Annotated in this window: 24 protein-coding genes, 1 tRNA gene and 1 other RNA gene; 25 read left to right on the plus strand and 1 reads right to left on the minus strand. The window is 42.2% G+C overall.

Annotation, left to right across the window (positions count from 1 at the left end; all coding sequences use genetic code 11):
* The first annotated feature begins 2 nt into the window (after nt 1-2).
* From Q4443_RS08975 to Q4443_RS09025, 11 genes are all read left to right on the plus strand, one after another.
* A tRNA-Asn gene (locus Q4443_RS08975) sits at nt 3-76 on the plus strand.
* A gap of 208 nt (nt 77-284) precedes the next feature.
* Entirely contained in the window at nt 285-521 is a 237-nt protein-coding gene (comW, locus tag Q4443_RS08980) for a sigma(X)-activator ComW (RefSeq protein WP_000939509.1), read from the plus strand.
* A 241-nt stretch (nt 522-762) separates the two neighbouring features.
* Nucleotides 763-2,049: an adenylosuccinate synthase gene (locus Q4443_RS08985; protein ID WP_049478107.1), complete on the plus strand. Its 1,287-nt coding sequence runs from the start codon at nt 763-765 to the stop codon at nt 2,047-2,049.
* Nucleotides 2,050-2,249: 200 nt separating this feature from the next.
* Nucleotides 2,250-2,717, plus strand: a complete 468-nt coding sequence (gene tadA / locus Q4443_RS08990) for a tRNA adenosine(34) deaminase TadA (protein WP_001110100.1) — start codon at nt 2,250-2,252, stop codon at nt 2,715-2,717.
* A gap of 32 nt (nt 2,718-2,749) precedes the next feature.
* Nucleotides 2,750-2,843: signal recognition particle sRNA small type (gene ffs, locus Q4443_RS08995), an RNA gene on the plus strand.
* A gap of 64 nt (nt 2,844-2,907) precedes the next feature.
* A complete protein-coding gene (locus Q4443_RS09000; RefSeq protein WP_000701976.1) occupies nt 2,908-3,351 on the plus strand; it encodes a dUTP diphosphatase in 444 nt (147 codons plus the stop codon).
* A gap of 9 nt (nt 3,352-3,360) precedes the next feature.
* A complete protein-coding gene (locus Q4443_RS09005) occupies nt 3,361-3,828 on the plus strand; it encodes an isochorismatase family protein (RefSeq protein ID WP_000796430.1) in 468 nt (155 codons plus the stop codon).
* Between the two features lie 20 nt (nt 3,829-3,848).
* Nucleotides 3,849-5,186: a DNA repair protein RadA gene (radA, locus tag Q4443_RS09010; RefSeq protein ID WP_239665328.1), complete on the plus strand. Its 1,338-nt coding sequence runs from the start codon at nt 3,849-3,851 to the stop codon at nt 5,184-5,186.
* A 72-nt stretch (nt 5,187-5,258) separates the two neighbouring features.
* Nucleotides 5,259-5,753 carry a carbonic anhydrase gene (locus Q4443_RS09015; RefSeq protein WP_002876632.1) on the plus strand — a complete coding sequence of 165 codons (495 nt, stop codon included), beginning with the start codon at nt 5,259-5,261 and terminating at the stop codon, nt 5,751-5,753.
* A gap of 213 nt (nt 5,754-5,966) precedes the next feature.
* Nucleotides 5,967-6,935 (plus strand): ribose-phosphate diphosphokinase, encoded by a 969-nt coding sequence (locus Q4443_RS09020; protein WP_000010175.1) that lies wholly within the window; start codon nt 5,967-5,969, stop codon nt 6,933-6,935.
* Between the two features lie 118 nt (nt 6,936-7,053).
* The gene (locus Q4443_RS09025; protein WP_049479247.1) at nt 7,054-7,491 is read left to right on the plus strand and encodes a CoA-binding protein; all 438 of its coding nucleotides are present in this window, start codon (nt 7,054-7,056) and stop codon (nt 7,489-7,491) included.
* A 27-nt stretch (nt 7,492-7,518) separates the two neighbouring features.
* Here the strand turns inward: Q4443_RS09025 and Q4443_RS09030 are convergent, their stop codons facing one another.
* Nucleotides 7,519-8,529 (minus strand): YeiH family protein, encoded by a 1,011-nt coding sequence (locus tag Q4443_RS09030; protein ID WP_049519182.1) that lies wholly within the window; start codon nt 8,527-8,529, stop codon nt 7,519-7,521.
* A 151-nt stretch (nt 8,530-8,680) separates the two neighbouring features.
* Here Q4443_RS09030 and Q4443_RS09035 point away from each other — a divergent pair, with 151 nt between their 5' ends.
* From Q4443_RS09035 to purF, 14 genes are all read left to right on the plus strand, one after another.
* Complete coding sequence (locus Q4443_RS09035; protein ID WP_049519181.1) at nt 8,681-9,850, plus strand: pyridoxal phosphate-dependent aminotransferase; 1,170 nt, start codon at nt 8,681-8,683, stop codon at nt 9,848-9,850.
* The gene (recO, locus tag Q4443_RS09040) at nt 9,847-10,617 is read left to right on the plus strand and encodes a DNA repair protein RecO (protein WP_049519180.1); all 771 of its coding nucleotides are present in this window, start codon (nt 9,847-9,849) and stop codon (nt 10,615-10,617) included. The genes Q4443_RS09035 and recO overlap by 4 nt, the downstream gene beginning before the upstream one ends.
* Entirely contained in the window at nt 10,614-11,606 is a 993-nt protein-coding gene (gene plsX, locus Q4443_RS09045; RefSeq protein WP_049519179.1) for a phosphate acyltransferase PlsX, read from the plus strand. The genes recO and plsX overlap by 4 nt, the downstream gene beginning before the upstream one ends.
* 5 nt (nt 11,607-11,611) lie before the next feature.
* A complete protein-coding gene (locus Q4443_RS09050) occupies nt 11,612-11,848 on the plus strand; it encodes an acyl carrier protein (RefSeq protein WP_049519178.1) in 237 nt (78 codons plus the stop codon).
* A gap of 437 nt (nt 11,849-12,285) precedes the next feature.
* Nucleotides 12,286-12,429 (plus strand): class IIb bacteriocin, lactobin A/cerein 7B family, encoded by a 144-nt coding sequence (locus tag Q4443_RS09055; RefSeq protein WP_000180838.1) that lies wholly within the window; start codon nt 12,286-12,288, stop codon nt 12,427-12,429.
* A gap of 17 nt (nt 12,430-12,446) precedes the next feature.
* Entirely contained in the window at nt 12,447-12,596 is a 150-nt protein-coding gene (locus Q4443_RS09060) for a class IIb bacteriocin, lactobin A/cerein 7B family (RefSeq protein WP_001052546.1), read from the plus strand.
* 12 nt (nt 12,597-12,608) lie between these two features.
* On the plus strand, nt 12,609-12,785 hold the full coding sequence (locus tag Q4443_RS09065; RefSeq protein ID WP_000793177.1) for a hypothetical protein: 177 nt from the start codon (nt 12,609-12,611) through the stop codon (nt 12,783-12,785).
* Between the two features lie 149 nt (nt 12,786-12,934).
* Entirely contained in the window at nt 12,935-13,090 is a 156-nt protein-coding gene (locus Q4443_RS09070) for a hypothetical protein (RefSeq protein WP_000661692.1), read from the plus strand.
* A 24-nt stretch (nt 13,091-13,114) separates the two neighbouring features.
* Complete coding sequence (locus tag Q4443_RS09075; RefSeq protein ID WP_049519177.1) at nt 13,115-13,327, plus strand: hypothetical protein; 213 nt, start codon at nt 13,115-13,117, stop codon at nt 13,325-13,327.
* Between the two features lie 577 nt (nt 13,328-13,904).
* Nucleotides 13,905-16,058 (plus strand): peptide cleavage/export ABC transporter ComA, encoded by a 2,154-nt coding sequence (comA, locus tag Q4443_RS09080; protein WP_303408306.1) that lies wholly within the window; start codon nt 13,905-13,907, stop codon nt 16,056-16,058.
* A 12-nt stretch (nt 16,059-16,070) separates the two neighbouring features.
* Nucleotides 16,071-17,420, plus strand: coding sequence for a competence pheromone export protein ComB (comB, locus tag Q4443_RS09085; protein WP_042901921.1), 1,350 nt, complete (start codon nt 16,071-16,073; stop codon nt 17,418-17,420).
* A 168-nt stretch (nt 17,421-17,588) separates the two neighbouring features.
* Nucleotides 17,589-18,296, plus strand: a complete 708-nt coding sequence (purC, locus tag Q4443_RS09090; protein ID WP_042901922.1) for a phosphoribosylaminoimidazolesuccinocarboxamide synthase — start codon at nt 17,589-17,591, stop codon at nt 18,294-18,296.
* A gap of 56 nt (nt 18,297-18,352) precedes the next feature.
* On the plus strand, nt 18,353-22,078 hold the full coding sequence (locus tag Q4443_RS09095; RefSeq protein ID WP_303408307.1) for a phosphoribosylformylglycinamidine synthase: 3,726 nt from the start codon (nt 18,353-18,355) through the stop codon (nt 22,076-22,078).
* Between the two features lie 12 nt (nt 22,079-22,090).
* Complete coding sequence (purF, locus tag Q4443_RS09100) at nt 22,091-23,533, plus strand: amidophosphoribosyltransferase (RefSeq protein ID WP_303408308.1); 1,443 nt, start codon at nt 22,091-22,093, stop codon at nt 23,531-23,533.
* Nucleotides 23,534-23,675 lie beyond the last annotated feature (142 nt).

Here is a 23,675-nt window from a genome sequence, read left to right on the forward strand (position 1 = left end):
TATCCGCCATAGCTCAGTTGGTAGTAGCGCATGACTGTTAATCATGATGTCGTAGGTTCGAGTCCTACTGGCGGAGTATAAATCAAAACGTTCAACTGAGCGTTTTTTTATTTATAAATATAGTGGATTGTTGAAATTTCAAATTTTAATTTTTAAATCTGTAATTACCTCTTTATTTTATTTTTAGTTCGTTTAGCTTTAAATTCTTCTTTTATAGGATTTGAAACTTTTTTAGTTCCTTTTTTTGTTAGACTAGTGTTACTAATAAGAAAGGGAATTTTTATATGCTTCAGAAATTTTATGATCGAGCATTTGTCTTTTTGAAACTAGTTGAACAAGAATATGCCTCTTTAGGTCAGAGTTGTTCAGAGTGGGAATCACTTCATCTTCGGTTTTTACTATATTATTTAATCCGATTTAAAATAAAAAGTGATAGGGACTTTTCACTATATCACTTTAAAACAGCTTATCGTCTATATCTAGATAAATTCCTGCAAGGTGGTACCACTCTCATCCAATAGGAAGTATCTATATCATAATTACGAACGATTGTTGTAGTTATATTTTAAAAAATATAGAATTAGCTTATAATCAAAGGTTTTTATATTTAGAAATGAAAGAATTTCCAAATCTTTTCTACTGTTTCTTCTTGATAAAATAGTGTTTTTTTCTTATAATAAATTGTAAGATATAATTGCGGGTGGAATTCCTGCCATGTATATGAGAAAGGACGAGCTCCTAGTAGCTCAGACGATTTTTATTATGACTTCAGTTGTTGTTGTAGGTACCCAATGGGGTGATGAAGGTAAAGGGAAAATTACAGATTTTCTTTCAGCCAATGCGGAAGTGATTGCTCGTTACCAAGGTGGTGATAATGCAGGTCATACCATTGTTATTGATGGTAAAAAGTTTAAGTTGCACTTGATTCCATCTGGAATTTTCTTCCCTGAAAAAATTTCAGTTATTGGAAACGGTATGGTTGTAAACCCTAAATCTCTTGTGAAAGAGTTGAGCTATCTTCATGATGAAGGTGTGACAACTGATAACTTGCGTATTTCTGATCGTGCGCATGTTATTTTGCCTTACCACATTGAGTTGGATCGCTTGCAGGAAGAAGCTAAGGGTGACAATAAGATTGGTACTACAATCAAGGGAATCGGTCCAGCATATATGGATAAGGCTGCTCGTGTTGGAATTCGTATTGCGGATCTTTTGGATAAGGATATTTTCCGTGAACGTTTGGAACGCAATCTTGCGGAAAAGAATCGTTTGTTTGAAAAATTATATGATAGTACCCCTATTTCAGTTGACGATATTTTTGAAGAATACTATGAGTATGGTCAACAAATCAAGCAATACGTGACAGATACATCCGTTATCTTGAATGATGCGCTTGATAATGGCAAACGTGTGCTGTTTGAAGGTGCGCAAGGTGTTATGCTAGATATCGACCAAGGTACGTATCCATTTGTTACGTCGTCAAACCCTGTCGCTGGTGGTGTGACAATTGGGTCTGGTGTTGGCCCAAGTAAGATTGACAAGGTTGTAGGTGTTTGTAAAGCCTATACGAGTCGTGTAGGTGACGGACCTTTCCCAACTGAATTATTTGATGAAGTGGGAGATCGCATCCGTGAAGTAGGTCATGAATATGGTACAACAACTGGTCGTCCACGTCGTGTGGGTTGGTTTGACTCAGTTGTGATGCGTCACAGCCGCCGTGTATCTGGGATTACCAATCTTTCATTGAACTCTATAGATGTTTTGAGTGGTTTGGATACTGTGAAAATCTGTGTCGCCTATGATCTTGATGGTCAACGTATTGATTACTATCCTGCTAGTCTTGAGCAGTTGAAACGTTGTAAGCCAATCTACGAGGAATTGCCAGGTTGGTCAGAAGACATCACTGGAGTCCGTAATTTGGAAGACCTTCCTGAGAATGCACGTAACTATGTTCGTCGTGTAAGCGAGTTGGTTGGTGTTCGTATCTCAACTTTCTCAGTAGGACCTGGTCGTGAACAAACTAATATTTTAGAAAGTGTTTGGTCATAGGAGATTTTTAAGATTAGTTTAAGACAGGTTGGGTATACTATAGACAGTTACAAGAAGACCTCCTAACTTGTTGTAACAAATATCCTAAACTTTTCTTTTTCATAATAATCTCCCTATTAAGTCACCGCATTCGGTGGCTTTTTTTGTGTTGAGAATCATGATATAATAATAAAATCGATAAGTAGGAAAAGAGAAGAACGATGAATTATACAGTTGAAGAAAAAGAAGCCTTTATGAGAGAGGCTTTGAGAGAGGCTGAGATTGCCTTAGAACACGATGAAATTCCAATTGGTTGTGTGATTGTCAAGGATGGAGAAATCATTGGTAGGGGGCATAATGCGCGCGAGGAGTTGCAACGGGCGGTCATGCATGCAGAAATCATGGCTATAGAGAATGCGAATGTGAGTGAAGAGAGTTGGCGCCTGCTGGATTGCACGCTTTTTGTGACCATTGAGCCTTGTGTCATGTGTAGCGGGGCGATTGGGCTTGCCCGTATTCCAAACGTGGTTTACGGGGCTAAAAACCAGAAATTTGGTGCAGCTGGAAGTCTGTACGATATTTTGACAGATGAGCGTCTCAATCATCGTGTAGAGGTAGAAGCGGGAATTTTGGAAGATGATTGTGCAGCGATTATGCAGGACTTTTTCCGAAATCGACGGAAAAAATAATTTCTCTTTAAAAACCGAGGGGAATGTGGTATAATAAATAGTGGAGCAACAGTTCTGCGTGAAGCGGGTCAGGGGAGGAATCCAGCAGCCCTAAGCGATGTGAATTGTGTGCTCTTTTTTCGTGCTTTTTTCGAATAAATAAGATAAAATAGCCTAGAATAAATGATTATAGAATAGAAAAGAGAAAGATATGAAAATTCGTGGTTTTGAATTGGTTTCGAGTTTTACAGATGAAAATTTGTTACCGAAGCGAGAGACAGCCCATGCAGCTGGGTACGATTTAAAGGTTGCCGAACGAACTGTCATTGCGCCAGGTGAGATTATATTGGTCCCAACAGGAGTTAAGGCTTATATGCAACCGACAGAGGTGCTCTATCTCTATGACCGTTCTTCAAACCCTCGTAAAAAAGGCTTGGTCTTGATTAACTCTGTGGGTGTCATTGACGGAGACTATTATGGCAATCCAGGGAATGAAGGACATATCTTTGCTCAGATGAAAAATATTACTGATCAGGAAGTGGTTCTCGAAGTTGGGGAACGTGTGGTTCAGGCTGTCTTTGCTCCTTTCTTGATTGCAGATGGAGATGAGGCAGATGGCGTGCGGACTGGTGGATTTGGATCGACAGGGAAATAGAGGGATAAAATGGCAGACTATTTATTAGTTGTAGACATGCAGTCAGATTATGTTGCTGTAGGAAAAGCCTATCATGAAGAACTGACTGCAGCTGTAAATGACAAAATTGCTACTTATCCCAGCGACCGAGTTATCTATATTCTCAATCGTTTTTTCTGGGAGAGAAAAGATAGAAAGAAGAAATTTGCGACCAACTTGTTAGTTGTATCTTCTCGTATCTTTGAGAAGTGTCGGGCTTCTTGCTTTACTAATCCAGATTTAAAAGATTTTTTAGAGGGAAATGGTGCTAAGAGCATAGAGTTTATAGGGGTAGATGGCAATTTCTGTGTCAAGGCTTCCGTTTTGGCAGCTGTCAAGGAGAATTATCAGGTTTCTGTCGATTTGTCTGCTGTCGGAGTTGCCAACCAGAATAAATTTCAAAATACATTGTATAAGTGGCATTCTTTCGGAGTAACCGTAAAAGGAGAATTATTATAGCAAAGAAAAAAGCGACATTTGTGTGTCAAAATTGTGAATATAATTCACCTAAGTATCTAGGGCGTTGTCCTAACTGTGGGTCTTGGTCTTCTTTTGTAGAAGAGGTTGAGGTTGCCGAGGTCAAGAATGCACGAGTGTCCTTGACAGGTGAAAAAACCAAGCCTATGAAACTGGCTGAGGTGACTTCCATCAATGTCAATCGAACCAAGACGGAGATGGAGGAATTCAACCGTGTGCTTGGAGGCGGAGTGGTACCAGGAAGTCTCGTCCTCATCGGTGGGGATCCTGGGATTGGGAAATCAACCCTTCTCCTACAAGTTTCAACCCAGCTATCTCAAGTGGGTACGGTTCTCTATGTCAGTGGGGAGGAGTCTGCCCAGCAGATTAAACTCCGTGCAGAGCGCTTGGGGGATATTGATAGTGAGTTTTATCTCTATGCAGAGACCAATATGCAGAGCGTGAGGGCTGAGGTGGAGCGCATCCAACCAGATTTTCTCATCATCGACTCTATCCAGACGATTATGTCTCCTGAGATTTCAGGGGTGCAAGGGTCTGTGTCTCAGGTGCGTGAGGTGACCGCTGAGCTTATGCAGCTGGCTAAGACCAATAACATTGCCATCTTTATCGTAGGGCATGTGACTAAGGAAGGAACCTTGGCAGGTCCGCGTATGTTGGAGCATATGGTGGATACGGTGCTTTACTTTGAAGGGGAGCGTCACCATACCTTCCGAATCTTACGAGCGGTCAAAAACCGTTTTGGTTCCACTAATGAGATTGGCATCTTTGAGATGCAGTCGGGCGGATTGGTTGAGGTGCTCAATCCGAGTCAAGTTTTCCTAGAAGAGCGTTTGGATGGAGCCACTGGTTCATCAATCGTGGTAACTATGGAAGGGACGCGTCCGATTTTGGCGGAGGTTCAGGCTTTGGTAACACCAACCATGTTTGGAAATGCTAAACGCACAACGACAGGTCTTGATTTCAATCGTGCGAGTCTGATTATGGCTGTTTTGGAAAAACGAGCAGGGCTTCTCTTGCAAAATCAGGATGCCTATCTCAAATCTGCTGGTGGTGTCAAACTGGATGAACCTGCCATTGACTTAGCCGTTGCAGTGGCTATTGCCTCTAGTTACAAGGATCAGCCAACCAATCCTCAGGAATGTTTTGTGGGTGAACTGGGCTTGACCGGAGAAATTCGGCGCGTGAATCGTATCGAACAACGTATCAATGAAGCGGCAAAACTGGGCTTTACCAAGATTTATGTACCGAAAAATTCCTTGACAGGAATCACTCCACCCAAGGAAATTGAAGTTATTGGTGTGACGACTATTCAGGAAGTTTTGAAAAAGGTCTTTGCATAATCCGTGACAAATCCTCTTAAAAATGATAAGATAGGAGAAATATTTGATTATCAAATTTTTGAGGAGGGAATCGTGTCGTATTTTGAACAGTTTATGCAAGCCAATCAGGCTTATGTTGCCCTACATGGGCAGTTAAATCTGCCACTTAAACCCAAAACCAGAGTAGCTATCGTGACCTGTATGGACTCACGTCTACACGTTGCGCAAGCTCTAGGTTTGGCCCTTGGGGATGCTCATATCTTGCGGAATGCGGGTGGTCGAGTAACTGAGGACATGATTCGTTCACTGGTGATTTCCCAGCAACAAATGGGGACAAGAGAGATTGTGGTGCTTCACCATACAGACTGTGGAGCTCAAACCTTTCAAAATGAAAGTTTTCATGAACATTTGAAACACGAGCTCGGAGTCGATGTGTCTGATCAAGACTTTTTACCATTCCAGGATGTTGAAGAGAGTGTGAGAGAGGATATGCAATTGCTTCGAGAATCTCCACTGATTCCTGATGATGTGGTTATTTCAGGTGCTGTCTATGATGTGGATACAGGAAGTATGAGAGAAGTATACTAACTTTGTCTCGAAAAAATTTCATCCTAGCATAAAATCGATTGTTAAAATGTAGGATTTTTAGGTTTAATATAGCTAATATAAAATAGCATAAAACAAGGGTATAAATGTTTACTCTTGTTTTATTTTTGATTGAAAAATAAAGGAAAAAGCGCTACAATGGTAGATGGAAAATGTTGTGTAAAAACAAGTGATACATAAATACCGGAGGAAATCATGTCTTTTTCTGATTTAAAGCTGTTTGCCCTTTCTTCTAATAGAGAATTGGCAGAGCGTGTGGCGCAAGAAATTGGGATAGAGTTGGGGAAATCGACTGTTCGCCAATTTTCAGATGGAGAGATTCAAGTCAACATCGAAGAATCAATCCGTGGAAAACACGTCTTTATCCTACAATCAACTAGTTCACCTGTAAATGATAATTTACTTGAAATTTTGATTATGGTGGACGCATTGAAGCGTGCTAGTGCAGAATCTGTCAATGTTGTTATGCCCTACTATGGCTATGCACGTCAGGATAGAAAAGCGCGCGCGCGTGAGCCAATCACTGCAAAGCTCGTTGCAAACATGCTAGAAGTTGCTGGGGTAGATCGTTTGTTGACGATTGATTTGCACGCTGCACAGATTCAGGGATTCTTTGATATTCCTGTAGATCACTTGATGGGTGCTCCCTTGATTGCGGACTATTTTGAACGTCGTGGCATGGTTGGCTCTGACTACGTGGTTGTCAGCCCAGACCATGGTGGGGTGACTCGTGCTCGTAAATTGGCAGAGTTTTTGAAAACTCCGATTGCGATTATTGACAAACGCCGTAGTGTAGACAAGATGAATACCAGTGAAGTGATGAACATCATTGGTAAAGTAGAAGGTAAAACTTGTATCTTGATTGACGATATGATCGATACAGCTGGAACTATTTGTCATGCGGCAGATGCTCTTGCTGAAGCAGGTGCTGTTGAAGTTTATGCAAGCTGTACGCACCCAGTTCTTTCGGGACCAGCTATGGACAATATCCAAAAATCAGCTATTAAGAAATTGGTTGTTTTGGATACTATCTACCTACCAGAAGAGCGTTTGATTGATAAGATTGAACAAATTTCGATTGCTCATCTTCTGGGCGATGCTATTATTCGTATCCACGAAAAACGTCCTCTTTCTCCATTATTTAGTATCGAGAAAAAAATCTAAACTTTCACTTGAATAAACGAATTTCCTAGCAAGCTTTTTCTCTTGCTAGGAATTTTTTTGTAGTCAAAATCTGCAAGCCTTTTCAAAATATGCTATACTGAGAAAAAGGAGGATTTCTATGAGTCAAGAATTTATCAATCCAAGTGATGGTGTGATTCGTCAGTATCTGGCAACTAGCAAAACGTTAGCGGTAGTGGGCTTGTCCGATCGTGAAGAAACAACTAGCAATCGAGTGACTAAGGAAATGCAGTCTCGGGGCTATAAAATCATTCCAGTTAATCCCAAGGCTGCAGGTGGGGAAATCTTGGGAGAAAAGGCGTATGCAAGTCTAGCTGAAATCCCTTTCCCTGTAGACATCGTCAATGTATACCGACGTAGCGAGTTTTTACCAGATGTGGCGCGTGATTTTCTCAAGGCTGATGCTAAGATTTTTTGGGCACAACTGGGACTTGAAAGCCTAGAAGTGGAAGAAATCTTGCGTGCTGGAGGATGCGACGATATCGTGATGAATCGCTGCATCAAGAGAGAACACACACGCTTAATTCTTGAACAATAAAAGGTAGCCAGTGGGCTACCTTTTGTCTTAGAAGATACCAATCAATGCTTGCATGCTTAGGCTGGTAAGGATGATAGCAATCCAGCAAAGGCCTCCAAGAAGAATGGATTTCCCGCTGGATTTGACCATGGCAATCAGATTGGTTTTGAGACCGATAGCACTCATGGCCATGATAATGAAGAATTTAGAGAGTTGTTTGAGAGGGGTGAAGAAGCTACTAGACACGCCGAGAGAGGTGAGAAGAGTCGTTAAGAGAGAGGCCAGGATAAAATAAAGGATAAAAAGTGGGAAGACTTTTTTTAGTTGGAAATCTTGGCTGTTTTTTTGCTGGCGACTTTGCCAGTAGGAGAGAAAGAGAGTGATGGGGATAATAGCCAGAGTTCGTGTGAGTTTCACAATGGTTGCAGATTCAAGGGTATTGGTCTGATAAAGACTGTCCCAGGAGCTGGCGGTAGCCGTTACAGAAGAAGTATCATTGACCGCAGTTCCTGCAAAGAGGGCGAAGCCATCATTGGATAAGTGAAGCCAGGTTCCTAGAGTTGGAAAGATAAGTGCTGCTAAGACATTGAAGAAAAAGATAACGGAGATGGCTTGGGCAACTTCTTTTTCCTTGGCATGGATAACGGGTGCTGTCGCAGCAATGGCAGAGCCACCGCAGATAGAAGAACCCACTCCAATCAAGGTAGCCAGTTTTGTGTCTAGCGCAAAGAAACGCTGGAAGAGGTAGGCAACGATTAAGGAAATCGAAATGGTGGAAAGGATGACAGGGAGTGAAGTTTGTCCAACTGCGAAGACTTGCGAGATATTGAGACCAAAACCGAGTAAGATAACGGCATACTGGAGCAATTTTTTGGAACTAAAGGTCAAACCTGCATCTAGTTGTTTGTAGGGTGAGAGCCAGGGGTGGAGGAGCATTCCAGCAAAAATTGCAAAGACAGGTGCACCCACAACGGGGAAAAATCCTCCCAGAAACCAAGATACGATAGAAATGAGAAGGCAGGCTAAGATTCCTGCTCCATTTTTTGATAAAAATGACATATAAACCTCCGAAAATAAGCACTTATTATTATAGTCCTGTTGAGAAGAAAAGTAAAACAGAAAGTGAAAAATGCGGGGTTCAGATGGATTTTGCGGTCAGGGAGCTTTTGTAGTATAATAGTACTATGTTCTGTAAGCAAGGGGGATATCTATGGACTTAACCAAACGCTTTAATAAACAGTTAGACAAGATTCAAGTTTCCTTGATTCGCCAGTTTGATCAGGCTATTTCGGAGATTCCTGGGGTCTTGCGTTTGACCTTGGGGGAACCTGATTTTACAACGCCAGATCATATCAAGGAGGCAGCCAAGCGAGCCATTGACCAGAACCAATCCTACTATACAGGGATGAGCGGTTTACTGACCTTGCGCCAGGCTGCTAGCGACTTTGTAAAAGAAAAATACCAGCTAGATTATAATCCTGAAAATGAAATTTTGGTTACAATTGGGGCGACAGAGGCTTTATCTGCTACTTTGACGGCTATTTTGGAAGAGGGGGACAAGGTGCTCTTGCCAGCTCCTGCCTACCCAGGATATGAGCCGATTGTCAATCTAGTTGGGGCAGAGATTGTCGAGATTGATACAACTGAAAATGGTTTTGTCTTGACTCCTGAGATGTTGGAAAAGGCCATTTTGGAGCAAGGGGACAAGCTCAAAGCAGTTATTCTCAACTATCCAGCCAATCCGACAGGTATTACCTATAGTCGGGAGCAGTTGGAAGCCTTGGCAGACGTTTTACGCAAGTATGAGATTTTTGTTGTCTGTGATGAGGTTTACTCAGAATTAACCTATACAGGGGAAAATCATGTATCATTGGGAACTATGCTGAGAGACCAGGCTATTATTATCAATGGTTTATCTAAATCGCATGCTATGACTGGTTGGCGTTTAGGCTTTATCTTTGCTCCTGCGTCTTTCACAGCTCAGTTAATCAAGAGTCACCAGTATTTGGTTACTGCTGCAAATACTATGGCTCAGCATGCTGCGGTGGAGGCTTTGACCGCTGGTAAAAACGACGCAGAGCCTATGAAAAAGGAATACATCCAGCGTCGAGATTATATCATCGAAAAGATGACTGCTCTTGGTTTTGAGATTATCAAACCAGATGGGGCCTTCTATATCTTTGCTAAGATTCCAGCGGGCTACAATCAAGACTCCTTTGCTTTTCTGAAGGATTTTGCCTATAAGAAGGCTGTTGCCTTTATCCCTGGTGCAGCCTTTGGACGTTACGGAGAAGGCTATGTGCGTCTGTCTTATGCAGCCAGCATGGAAACGATCAGAAAGGCCATGAAACGACTTGAGGAGTACATGAGAGAAGCATGATTCAGTCTATCACGAGTCAAGGTCTCGTACTCTACAATCGTAACTTTCGTGAGGATGACAAGCTAGTCAAAATTTTTACCGAGCAGGCGGGCAAGCGCATGTTTTTCGTTAAACACGCTGGCCAGTCCAAACTAGCTCCAGTTATTCAGCCCTTGGTGTTGGCACGATTTCTCTTGCGCATCAATGATGATGGGCTTAGCTACATCGAGGACTACCATGAGGTGATGACCTTCCCCAAGATTAATAGTGATCTCTTTGTCATGGCCTATGCAACCTATGTGGCTGCTCTTGCAGATGCTAGTTTGCAGGATAATCAGCAGGATGCTCCCTTGTTTGCTTTCTTGAGGAAGACTCTGGAGTTGATGGAAGCAGGGATAGATTATCAGGTTTTAACCAATATTTTTGAAATTCAAATCTTGACCCGATTTGGAATCAGCCTTAATTTTAATGAGTGTGTCTTTTGCCATCGGGTGAATCAGGCCTTTGACTTTTCTTTCAAATATGGAGCCTGCCTCTGTCCAGAGCATTATCATGAGGATGAGAGACGTTGCCATCTCAATCCCAATATCCCTTATCTGCTCAATCAATTTCAAGCCATTGATTTTGAAACCTTGGAGACCATTTCGCTTAAGGCAGAAATCAAACAAGACTTGCGCAAGTTTATGGATCAACTCTACGAAGAGTATGTTGGGATTCACCTAAAATCAAAGAAATTTATTGATTCCCTAGCAGACTGGGGACAATTACTAAAAGAGGAAGACAAATGAAAAAAATTGCAGTAGATGCTATGGGGGGCGATTACGCACCTCAAGCCATCGTTGAGGGTGTCAACCAAGCCCTTGCTGACTTTTCAGATATTGAGATTCAACTCTACGGAGATGAAAGTAAGATTAAGCAATATCTAACGGCGACAGAGCGTGTCAGCGTTATTCATACGGATGAGAAAATCAACTCAGACGATGAGCCGACAAAAGCTATCCGTAAGAAGAAAAATGCCAGCATGGTATTGGCAGCTAAGGCTGTTAAAGAGGGAGAAGCAGACGCTGTCCTCTCTGCTGGTAACACAGGTGCCTTGTTGGCTGCAGGATTCTTCATTGTGGGTCGTATCAAAAATATCGATCGTCCAGGACTCATGTCTACCTTGCCGACCATTGATGGAAAAGGGTTTGATATGCTAGACCTTGGAGCCAATGCGGAAAATACAGCCCATCATCTGCACCAATACGCTGTTTTGGGTTCCTTCTATGCGAAAAATGTTCGTGGGATTTCGAAACCACGTGTTGGTTTGCTCAACAATGGAACAGAAAGCAGCAAGGGAGATCCGCTTCGTAAGGAAACATACGACTTGCTAGTAGCTGATCAAAGTTTGAACTTTGTCGGAAACGTGGAAGCGCGTGATCTGATGAATGGCGTTGCGGATGTTGTCGTAACAGATGGTTTCACGGGAAACGCTGTTCTAAAATCCATCGAAGGTACAGCTTTGGGAATCATGGGCTTACTTAAAAATGCTATTACGGGTGGTGGCCTTCGAGCGAAGCTAGGTGCTCTACTTCTTAAGGATAGTCTTAAGGGGTTGAAGACACAGCTCAACTATTCAGATGTTGGAGGAGCAGTCTTGTTTGGCGTCAAGGCGCCAGTTGTAAAAACTCATGGCTCAAGTGATGCCAATGCTGTGTACAGTACGATTCGTCAGATTCGTACCATGCTAGAAACAGACGTAGTTGCTCAGACTGCGCGTGAATTTTCAGGAGAATAAAAAAGATGACAGAAAAAGAAATTTTTGACCGTATCGTGAACATTATCCAAGAGAGACAGGGAGAAGACTTTGCCGTAACAGAAGCCTTAAGTTTGAAAGACGATCTAGATGCGGACTCAGTGGACTTGATGGAGTTTGTCTTGACACTAGAAGATGAATTTGGTATCGAAATCACTGATGAGGAAATCGATCAACTTCAAAGTGTAGCGGATGTAGTAGCGATTATTAAAGATAAAAAATAGGAAAAAGCAACATGCAAGTCATGTTGTTTTTTATTTGCGAAAAAAGAGAAACTTTTAGTAGAAATTGCGAATGAAGAGATGAGAAAGAAAAAGGAGGAACATTTATGTATGTGACTGGTTTTTATCTGTGGTTCATTAAGTGGTTTTTAAAATAAAAATGAATGAATTGTTTATTTTCGAATTGTTTTTCGAATAAATAGGTAAGGAAAAAGGGAAGGAGATTACGCGATGTATTTACCAATCTTATTGCCATGGTTGATCAAATGGTATTTAAAATAAATGAAATTTACCTGTTCATTTTAAATTACTTCTCGAATAGATAAGTGAGAAGAAAAGGAAGGAGAGAAGAAAATGATTTCAGTAATTTACCCAATCTGGCTATTTAAGTGGCTTAGAGGTTAAAGATTAAATATATAGAAAAAATAAGGAGAAAACAAATGACAAATTTTGACAACATGGAACAGAACTTTGTAGCTCTTACGGAAGAAGAGTTGACGGATGTGAATGGGGGGTCGGTTACCGCTGTAGTTGTAGGAGGTGTCTTACTAATTGGTGGTATTGCTTGGGGCTATTTTATGTAATAATAAGGAGAGAAAAAATGAATTTAAATAAATGGACAGAATTGACAGAAGAAGAATTGATGAATACAGAAGGTGGCTTAATTACCATAGCCATGATTGCTGGAGGAGTAGCAATTTTCCTTGGTGGTCGATTAATTGGTCAAGATTTAAAACGTAAATTTGGATAAAAGTAGACTTGTATGAAAAATCTAAAAAATGTAATGGGAGCAGTTCTAATTATTTTTGGAGTGCTTTGCATATTGGGAGATTTAAATGTAATCACCTTTAATGTTGAAAAATATTTCCAAACAGAATTAGTTGTTCCGATCCTTATTTTGATGATGAGTTACTTGGATTTAGCTAAAGACAAGGTTTAAAGAGAACTATTTTTAGTGTATGGCAACTGCTATTGAATAGTCATCTTTTAGTTATTATCAATGAAATAAGAACTAATTTAGGAATAGTAGGGATTTTGGTTGGAGTAGCTATTGGATTAGCCAGTATTATTTAAAAAGGAGAGAGAAAAATGAAAGAAATGGATAAAAAATTTGATATTATGACAGAAGAAGATTTGGCTCTTACTGAAGGAGGCTTCATTGTCACTACTTCCACAGCAATAGCTTGGGGTGTATTAGGAGTAGCTGCTTATATGTATGGGCGTTATCTAGGAAGTAGACGTTAATCTAAATATAGAAGGAAATTAACTATGAATTGTAACCTAAATCTCAATACATTGTTACCTAAGCTAGCCACTATACTTCCTTTGTTAGGAATAGGTCTTAATCTTACGCTTCATCTAATTCGTACGGGTTCGCTAGTATCTTTTGATTGGCAATGGAGTTTAATAGGTTTGATTGCTGCAGGCTATTTTGGTATTTTTTGTAAGGATTCGAAGAAAAATAATCAAAACTATAAATGATGAATCTGAATGGAAAGGATTTTGTGCATGTAAATGGCGGAGTTTTTCCACCTTGTTTTATCCAGAAACCTATCCAATTCTGCTTGGCCTGTTTTATGTAGGATACAAGTACAAAACAAAAGAAAGTACGATTGGAAATTGATGAACCATCAGATCGGAGTTTGAGATGAAAGTTGTTCAATTACTAGGAAAAGCTTGGCCAGAGTTTATTGTATTGTTTAGCTCTATAGCTTATCTAATGATTAGAATTGTGGCTAATATAAACAAAATAAATCTACCTACGTAGTTTGAATATTTTGATCTACCTAAGATTTCATCATTCTTGATGACATTTAGCTCACTTTATAGAAATATCATTTCAGAATAGTTTATTTCTGGGCATTCATTTTTTAACGGTTACTTTAAGCAGGCAGAACTTTTGTTCTGCTTTTTACATTTAAATGATGGTTTATGCTTTTGAAAGTGCGTTTTAGATGCAAAAATGGTTTATTTGGGAATATTTTCCTGTTTTTATCCTTATTTGGTTAAAATAATCTTACAAAGTTTTTAAGAGATTATTAGAAAAAAGGAGATGGATATGAAATTTGGGAAAAGGTACTATCGTCCCCAAGTGGATCAGATGGATTGTGGCGTGGCTTCCTTGGCCATGGTATTTGGCTACTATGGTAGTTATTACTCCTTAGCTCATCTACGAGAATTAGCTAAGACGACCATGGATGGAACAACGGCTTTGGGACTTGTAAAGGTGGCAGAGGAGATTGGTTTTGAAACGCGAGCTATCAAGGCGGATATGATGCTCTTTGATCTGCCAGATTTGACCTTTCCTTTTGTGGCTCATGTGCTCAAGGAAGGGAAATTGCTCCACTACTATGTGGTGATAGGTCAGGATAAAAAGCACATTCATATCGCTGATCCAGATCCTGGTATCAAGCTGACTAAGATTTCCCGTGAGCGATTTGCGCAAGAATGGACAGGAGTCAGTCTCTTTATGGCTCCGTCTCCAGACTATAAACCCCATAAGGAGAAAAAACAGGGGCTCCTATCCTTCTTGCCAATCTTACTCAAACAGCGTGGCTTGATTGCTAATATCGTTTTGGCAACACTCTTGGTAACCTTGATCAATATCGTGGGCTCCTACTATCTTCAGTCCATCATTGATAGTTACGTGCCAGACCAGATGCGCTCGACGCTGGGTATTATCTCAATGGGACTAGTCATCGTCTATATTCTCCAGCAGATTTTGTCCTATGCGCAGGAATACCTCTTACTTGTTCTGGGTCAACGGTTGTCCATCGATGTGATTTTGTCCTACATCAAGCATGTTTTTCACCTGCCGATGTCCTTTTTTGCGACACGCAGGACAGGGGAAATCGTGTCTCGTTTTACAGATGCCAATAGTATCATCGATGCGTTGGCGTCGACCATTCTGTCGATTTTCCTAGATGTGTCGACGATTTTGATTATCTCGCTTGTCCTGTTTTCACAAAATATGACGCTCTTTTTCATTAGTCTACTTGCGCTTCCTATCTATACAGTGATTATCTTTGCCTTTATGAAGCCTTTTGAAAAGATGAATCGGGATACCATGGAAGCTAATGCGGTTCTGTCTTCTTCTATCATCGAGGATATCAACGGCATTGAGACCATTAAATCTTTGACCAGTGAAAGTTCGCGCTATCAAAAGATTGACAAGGAATTTGTGGCTTATCTGAAAAAATCCTTTACCTATAGTCGGGCAGAAAGCCAGCAAAAGGCTCTGAAAAAAGTTGCCCAGCTCCTGCTCAATATTGCCGTTCTCTGGCTGGGAGCTATTCTTGTCATGGATGGGAAAATGAGTTTGGGCCAGCTGATTACCTATAATACTTTGCTCGTTTACTTTACCAATCCTTTGGAAAATATCATTAACCTACAAACCAAACTTCAGACAGCGCAGGTTGCCAATAATCGCTTAAATGAGGTTTATCTAGTAGCTTCGGAGTTTGAGGAGAAGAAAACGGTAGAAGATTTGAGCATGATGAAAGGGGATATGACCTTTAAACAGGTTCACTACAAGTATGGCTATGGTCGTGACGTCTTGTCGGATATCAATTTGACCATTCCCCAAGGCTCTAAGGTGGCTTTTGTGGGGATTTCGGGGTCAGGTAAGACCACCTTAGCCAAGATGATGGTTAATTTTTACGATCCAAGTCAGGGAGAGATTAGTCTGGGTGGTGTCAATCTCAATCAGATTGATAAAAAGGCCTTGCGCCAGTATATCAACTATTTGCCTCAACAGCCCTATGTCTTTAACGGAACGATTTTGGACAATCTTCTTTTGGGAGCCAAGGAGGGGACGACTCAGGAGGATATCTTACGGGCGGTGGAGTTGGCAGAGATTCGGGAGGATATTGAGCGCATGCCCCTGAATTACCAGACAGAATTGACTTCGGATGGGGCAGGGATTTCAGGTGGTCAACGTCAGAGAATCGCTCTGGCGCGTGCTCTCTTGACAGATGCGCCTGTCTTGATTTTGGATGAGGCGACCAGCAGTTTGGATATTTTGACAGAGAAGCGAATTGTCGATAATCTCATGGCTTTAGACAAGACCTTGATTTTCATTGCTCACCGCTTGACCATTGCTGAGCGGACAGAGAAGGTTGTTGTCTTGGATCAGGGCAAGATTGTCGAAGAAGGAAAGCATGTTGATTTGCTTGCACAGGGTGGTTTTTACGCCCATTTGGTGAATAGCTAGAAAGAGGAGAGGATGAAACCAGAATTTTTAGAAAGTGCGGAGTTTTATAATCGTCGTTACCATAATTTTTCCAGTCGGGTGATTTTACCTATGTCACTTCTGTTCGTGTTTTTACTAGGATTTGCAGTTTTTGCAGAGAAAGAGATTAGTTTGTCTACCAGAGCGACTGTCGAACCTAGTCGGATTATTGCCAACATCCAGTCGACTAGTAATCAACGCATTGTGGGGAACTATCTGGAAGAAAACAAGTTGGTCAAGCAGGGGGAACTACTCGTTCAGTACCAGCAAGGGGCGGAGGCTGTCCAGGTCGAAGCATACGCCAGTCAATTGGAGATGTTAAAGGATCAAAAAAAGCAGTTGGGATATTTGCAATCCAGTTTGAAAGAGGGGAGTGATCAATTCCCAGAGGCGGATAAGTTTGGTTACCAGGAGATGTTTCGAGATTATCTCAGCCAAGCTAGTAGTCTTAGGAGTAATGTTTCTCAGCAAAATGCCAGCATCTCTTCTCAAAATGAGGCAGCAAGTCAGAGCCAGGCCGAGATTGGCAATCTTATCAGTCAAACAGAGGATAAAATCCGAGACTACAAAACAGCTAAGTCAGCGATTGAAAAGGGAGATCAACTGGATAGTCAGAATCCAGCCTACTCTTTTTACCAGACCTATAAAAATCAAGGTGAAGAAGATCCGCAAGCTAAATCGCAAGTTATTGCGCAAGTGGATGCTCAAATTGCCCAGCTAGAGTCCAGTCTAGCTACGTATCGTGTACAATATGCGGGTTCTGGGGCTCAGCAGGCCCACGCAACGGGACTGGATAGTCAACTGGAATCGCTCAAGTCTCAGCACTTAGTCAAAGTCGGTCAGGAATTAACTCTTTTGGATCAGAAAATTTTAGAAGCAGAGTCGGGTAAGAAAGTCCAGGGAGGTCTCCTCGATAAGGGAAAGATTACAGCAAGTGAGGATGGGGTGCTTCACCTCAATCCTGAGACTAGTGAATCTACGATGGTCGCAGAAGGAACCCTGCTAGCCCAACTCTATCCATCCTTGGAAAAAGAAGGAAAAACCAAACTCACAGCCTATCTCAGTTCAAAAGATGTTGCTAGAGTCAAGATTGGGGACTCTGTCCGTTATACTACGACTAATGATGCGAAGAATCAAATTTTCCTGGATTCCACGATTACAAGTATTGATGCGACAGCTACAAAAACTGAACAAGGAAATTTCTTTAAAATTGAGGCGGAGACTAATTTAACTTCGGAGCAGGCTGCAACACTTCGTTATGGTTTAGAAGGCCGCCTGCAGATGATCACAGGGAAGAAAAGCTATCTCCGTTATTTTTGGGATCAATTTCTAAATAAAGGGTAATATTCGTGTTTTTCAGAGGATAAATGGTTTTAAAACTGTAAGAAGAGTTCATCTTGCAGTTTTTCTTTACGCTTAAAACAGAAAAACGTTATTTATTCGTAAAAACCTTGAATTTTTCATGCTTTTGTGGTAGAATGTGCTCAAGTAAAACGAAAGGCGAACTTTAAAATGTCAAAACAACTGATCTATTCGGGAAAAGCCAAGGATATCTATACAACTGAGGATGAAAATCTCATTATTTCAACTTACAAGGACCAGGCAACTGCCTTCAACGGTGTCAAGAAGGAGCAGATTGCGGGCAAGGGAGTCTTGAATAATCGGATTTCATCTTTTATTTTTGAGAAATTAAATGCGGCTGGTGTAGCGACTCATTTTGTGGAGAAGCTTTCGGATACGGAACAGCTCAATAAAAAGGTTGAGATTATTCCTTTGGAAGTTGTGCTCCGTAACTACACGGCTGGTTCCTTTTCAAAACGTTTTGGCGTAGAAGAAGGTATTGCATTTGAGACTCCAATTGTCGAATTTTACTATAAAAATGATGATTTGGATGATCCCTTTATCAATGACGAGCATGTGAAATTCCTTAAAATTGCGGATGACCAGCAGATTGCTTACTTGAAGGAAGAAACCCGTCGTATCAATGAGCTCTTGAAGGATTGGTTTGCTGAGATTGGCCTCAAGTTGATTGATTTTAAGCTAGAGTTCGGTTTTGATAAGGATGGCAAGATTATCTTGGCAGACGAGTTTTCACCAGATAACTGCCGTTTGTGGGATGCAGATGGCAACCACATGGACAAGGATGTTTTCCGCCGTGGCTTGGGTGAATTGACGGACGTTTACGAGATTGTCTGGGAAAAGTTGCAAGGTTTAAAATAACACCTTCAAGGTCGTTTGGGAACATTGCAAGAGCTGAAATAAAGGAATAAGAATTGATGGATAAACGTATTTTTGTTGAGAAAAAGGCTGATTTTCAGGTCAAGTCAGAGAGTTTGGTAAGGGAGCTCCAGCACAACTTGGGACTGTCAACTTTGAAAAGTATTCGCATTGTGCAAGTTTATGATGTCTTTGACTTGGCAGAGGACTTGTTTGCACCTGCAGAAAAGCACATCTTCTCTGAGCAGGTGACGGATCATGTCTTGGACGAAGCGGCCGTGCAAGCGGATCTTGCCAACTATGCTTTCTTTGCCATTGAAAGTTTGCCAGGGCAGTTTGACCAGCGTGCAGCTTCGGCACAGGAAGCCTTGCTTTTGCTGGGAAGTTCGAGTGACGTGACAGTCAACACAGCTCAACTTTACTTGATTAATAAAGATATTGATGCGACTGAGTTGGAAGCGGTCAAAAACTATCTGCTCAATCCAGTTGATTCTCGTTTCAAGGACATCACGACAGGGATTGCCAAGCAGGAATTTTCAGAGTCGGACAAGACCATTCCTAAATTGACTTTCTTTGAAAGTTATACGGCAGAAGACTTTGCTCGCTACAAGGCCGAGCAAGGGATGGCAATGGAAGTGGATGATTTGCTCTTTATCCAAGACTATTTCAAGTCAATCGGGCGCGTGCCGACAGAAACAGAGCTCAAGGTTTTGGACACTTATTGGTCTGACCACTGCCGTCATACAACATTCGAGACTGAGTTGAAAAACATTGACTTCTCAGCTTCTAAATTCCAAAAGCAATTGCAAGCGACTTATGACAAGTATATTGCCATGCGTGAGGAACTAGGTCGGTCTGAAAAGCCACAAACCTTGATGGATATGGCGACTATTTTTGGTCGTTATGAGCGTGCTAATGGTCGTTTGGACGATATGGAAGTGTCTGACGAAATCAATGCCTGCTCGGTTGAAATCGAAGTGGACGTTGATGGTGTCAAGGAACCTTGGCTCCTCATGTTTAAAAACGAAACCCACAACCACCCAACGGAAATTGAACCATTTGGTGGAGCGGCTACTTGTATCGGTGGCGCCATTCGTGACCCATTGTCAGGCCGTTCTTATGTTTACCAAGCTATGCGTATCTCAGGTGCTGGTGATATTACAGCTCCGATTTCGGAAACTCGCGCTGGTAAATTGCCACAACAAGTCATTTCGAAGACAGCGGCTCATGGTTATTCTTCGTATGGTAACCAAATTGGTCTGGCGACAACCTATGTTCGTGAATACTTCCACCCAGGTTTCGTTGCTAAGCGGATGGAGCTAGGTGCAGTTGTTGGTGCGGCTCCTAAGGGCAATGTGGTCCGTGAAAAACCGGAAGCTGGCGACGCTATTATCCTCCTCGGTGGTAAGACTGGACGTGACGGTGTCGGTGGTGCGACAGGCTCTTCTAAAGTTCAAACGGTTGAGTCTGTAGAGACTGCCGGTGCTGAGGTTCAAAAAGGGAATGCCATCGAAGAACGCAAGATTCAGCGCCTCTTCCGTAATGGCGATGTCACTCGTCTCATCAAGAAATCCAACGACTTTGGTGCTGGTGGTGTCTGTGTAGCCATCGGTGAATTGGCAGACGGTCTTGAAATCGACCTCAATAAGGTTCCTCTTAAATACCAAGGTTTGAACGGTACAGAAATTGCTATTTCTGAGTCTCAAGAACGGATGGCTGTGGTGGTTCGTCCTGAGGATGTAGATGCCTTCGTTGCGGAATGTAACAAAGAAAATATTGACGCTGTTGTGGTTGCGACAGTGACTGAAAAACCAAATCTTGTCATGCACTGGAATGGTGAAACCATCGTCGACTTGGAACGTCGCTTCCTTGATACAAACGGTGTGCGCGTAGTCGTTGATGCCAAGGTTGTGGACAAGGATGTCAAACTCCCAGAAGAACGCACAACAAGTACTAACACACTTGAAGCAGATACCCTTGCGGTTCTATCTGATCTTAACCATGCAAGTCAAAAAGGCTTGCAGACCATCTTTGACTGTTCGGTCGGTCGTTCAACGGTCAATCACCCACTTGGTGGTCGTTACCAACTCACACCAACTGAGGCATCTGTGCAGAAATTGCCAGTTCAACATGGAGTGACTCATACTGCGTCTGTTATGGCGCAAGGATTCAACCCTTATCTAGCAGAATGGTCTCCATACCACGGTGCTGCCTATGCAGTAATTGAAGCGACTGCTCGTTTGGTGGCTACTGGTGCCAACTGGTCTAAGGCTCGATTTTCTTACCAAGAGTATTTCGAGCGGATGGACAAACAAGCTGAGCGTTTTGGTCAGCCAGTAGCAGCTCTTCTAGGCTCTATCGAAGCACAAATCCAACTTGGCTTGCCATCTATCGGTGGTAAGGACTCTATGTCTGGTACTTTTGAAGAATTGACGGTACCACCAACCTTGGTTGCCTTTGGGGTAACGACAGCAGATAGTCGTAAGGTGCTCTCTCCTGAGTTCAAGACTGCTGGTGAAAATATCTACTACATCCCAGGTCAATCTTTGGCACAAGAGATTGATTTTGACTTGATTAAGTCTAACTTTGCTCACTTTGAAGCCATCCAAGCTGGACACAAAGTAACATCTGCATCAGCTGTCAAATACGGAGGTGTCCTTGAAAGCTTGGCACTTGCTACCTTTGGGAACCATATCGGTGCAGAGGTGACCTTGCCTGAACTTGAAACAGCTTTGACAGCTCAATTGGGTGGATTTGTCTTCACATCTCCTGAAGAAATCACTGGAGTAGAGAAGATTGGACAAACAAGCGCAGACTTTACACTCCTTGTCAACGGTGTGAAGCTAGATGGACACAAACTTGACAGTGCCTTTCAAGGAAAATTGGAAGAAGTTTACCCTACTGAATTTGCTCAAGCTAAAGAACTGGCAGAAGTGCCAGCTGTCGCTTCTGACGCAGTCATCAAAGCCAAGGAAACTATTGAAAAACCGGTGGTTTACATCCCAGTCTTCCCAGGAACCAACTCAGAATATGACTCAGCTAAGGCCTTTGAAAAAGAAGGTGCAGAGGTTAACTTGGTGCCATTTGTAACCTTGAATGAAGAAGCTATTGTCAAGTCAGTTGAAACCATGGTTGACAATATCGGCAAGGCAAACATTCTCTTCTTTGCAGGTGGATTCTCAGCTGCGGATGAGCCGGATGGATCAGCTAAGTTTATTGTCAATATCCTTCTTAATGAAAAAGTACGTTCAGCCATTGATGGCTTTATCGCTCGTGGTTGCTTGATTATCGGTATCTGTAATGGATTCCAAGCCCTCGTCAAATCAGGTCTTCTTCCATACGGAAACTTTGAAGATGCCAGCAGCACTAGCCCAACCCTTTTCTACAATGATGCCAACCAACACGTGGCTAAGATGGTGGAAACTCGGATTGCCAATACCAACTCACCATGGTTGGCTGGAGTACAAGTGGGCGATATCCATGTCATTCCAGTATCGCACGGTGAAGGGAAATTTGTCGTGACGGCAGAGGAATTTGCAGAGCTCCGTGCCAATGGTCAAATCTTTAGCCAATACGTTGATTTTGACGGCAAACCAAGCATGGATTCTAAGTACAATCCAAATGGTTCTGTAAATGCAATCGAAGGAATTACCAGCAAGAACGGCCAAATCATCGGTAAAATGGGACACTCAGAACGTTATGAAGACGGTCTCTTCCAAAACATCCCAGGAAATAAAGACCAGCACCTGTTTGCATCAGCTGTACGTTATTTCACAGGGAAATAAAAGGTATAAAAAATGACATACGAAGTAAAATCTCTTAATGAAGAATGTGGTGTTTTCGGTATCTGGGGGCATCCAGATGCTGCTAAATTAACCTATTTTGGGCTCCACAGTCTTCAGCACCGTGGTCAGGAGGGGGCAGGAATCCTCTCCAATGATCAAGGGAAACTAAAGCGTCATCGTGACATGGGGCTTTTATCAGAAGTGTTCAGAAACCCAGCTAATTTGGATAAATTGACAGGAACGAGCGCGATTGGGCATGTGCGTTATGCGACTGCTGGCGAAGCTTCTGTTGATAACATCCAGCCCTTCCTCTTTCGCTTTCATGATATGCAGTTTGGACTTGCTCATAACGGAAACTTGACCAATGCCGAATCGCTCAAGAAAGAATTGGAACAAAGAGGAGCAATTTTCAGTTCAACTTCGGACTCAGAAATCTTGGCTCACCTCATTCGTCGGAGTCACAATCCCAACTTGATGGGCAAAATCAAAGAGGCACTCAGCCTTGTAAAAGGTGGATTTGCTTATATCCTGCTGTTTGAGGACAAGTTGATTGCGGCTCTTGATCCTAATGGTTTTCGTCCACTTTCTATTGGGAAAATGGCAAACGGAGCGGTGGTCGTTTCGTCAGAAACCTGTGCTTTTGAAGTCATTGGTGCCGAGTGGATTCGTGATGTGAAACCAGGGGAAATTGTGATTGTGGATGACAATGGGATTCAGTACGATAGCTATACGAATGATACCCAGTTGGCGATCTGCTCTATGGAGTATATCTATTTTGCCCGTCCTGACTCTAATATTCATGGTGTTAATGTCCATACAGCTCGCAAACGTATGGGGGCTCAATTAGCGCGTGAATTTAAGCATGAGGCAGATATCGTGGTCGGTGTGCCAAATTCCTCGCTCAGCGCAGCTATGGGATTTGCAGAAGAATCTGGTCTGCCAAATGAAATGGGTCTCATCAAAAACCAATACACCCAACGCACCTTTATCCAACCGACTCAAGAATTGCGGGAGCAAGGAGTGCGGATGAAACTGTCTGCTGTTTCGGGTGTTGTCAAAGGCAAACGTGTGGTCATGATTGATGATTCCATTGTTCGTGGGACGACCTCTCGCCGTATCGTTCAGCTTTTGAAAGAAGCAGGTGCGTCTGAGGTTCACGTTGCCATTGGTAGTCCAGCGCTAGCTTATCCATGTTTTTACGGGATTGATATCCAGACGCGTCAGGAGTTGATTGCGGCCAATCATACGGTCGAAGAAACTCGCCAAATCATTGGTGCGGATAGCCTGACCTATCTTTCGATTGATGGCTTGATTGATTCGATTGGTATTGAAACAGATGCGCCGAATGGTGGTCTCTGTGTCGCTTACTTTGACGGCGATTATCCAACACCTCTTTATGACTATGAGGAAGACTATCGTAGAAGTTTGGAAGAAAAGACCAGTTTTTACAAATAGGCGGATGAAGGCTCTCCATTAAAGGAAAGGAAGAGGAAAAAAGATGACAAATAAAAATGCTTATGCTCCACGTCTCGCTACTGACTAAAAGCTAAAGCATTTGTCAGTAGACGCTTTGCCCTATGGGACCAAAGCTAGAGCC

Source organism: Streptococcus sp. GP0011, assembly GCF_030546305.1.
Classification (GTDB): domain Bacteria; phylum Bacillota; class Bacilli; order Lactobacillales; family Streptococcaceae; genus Streptococcus.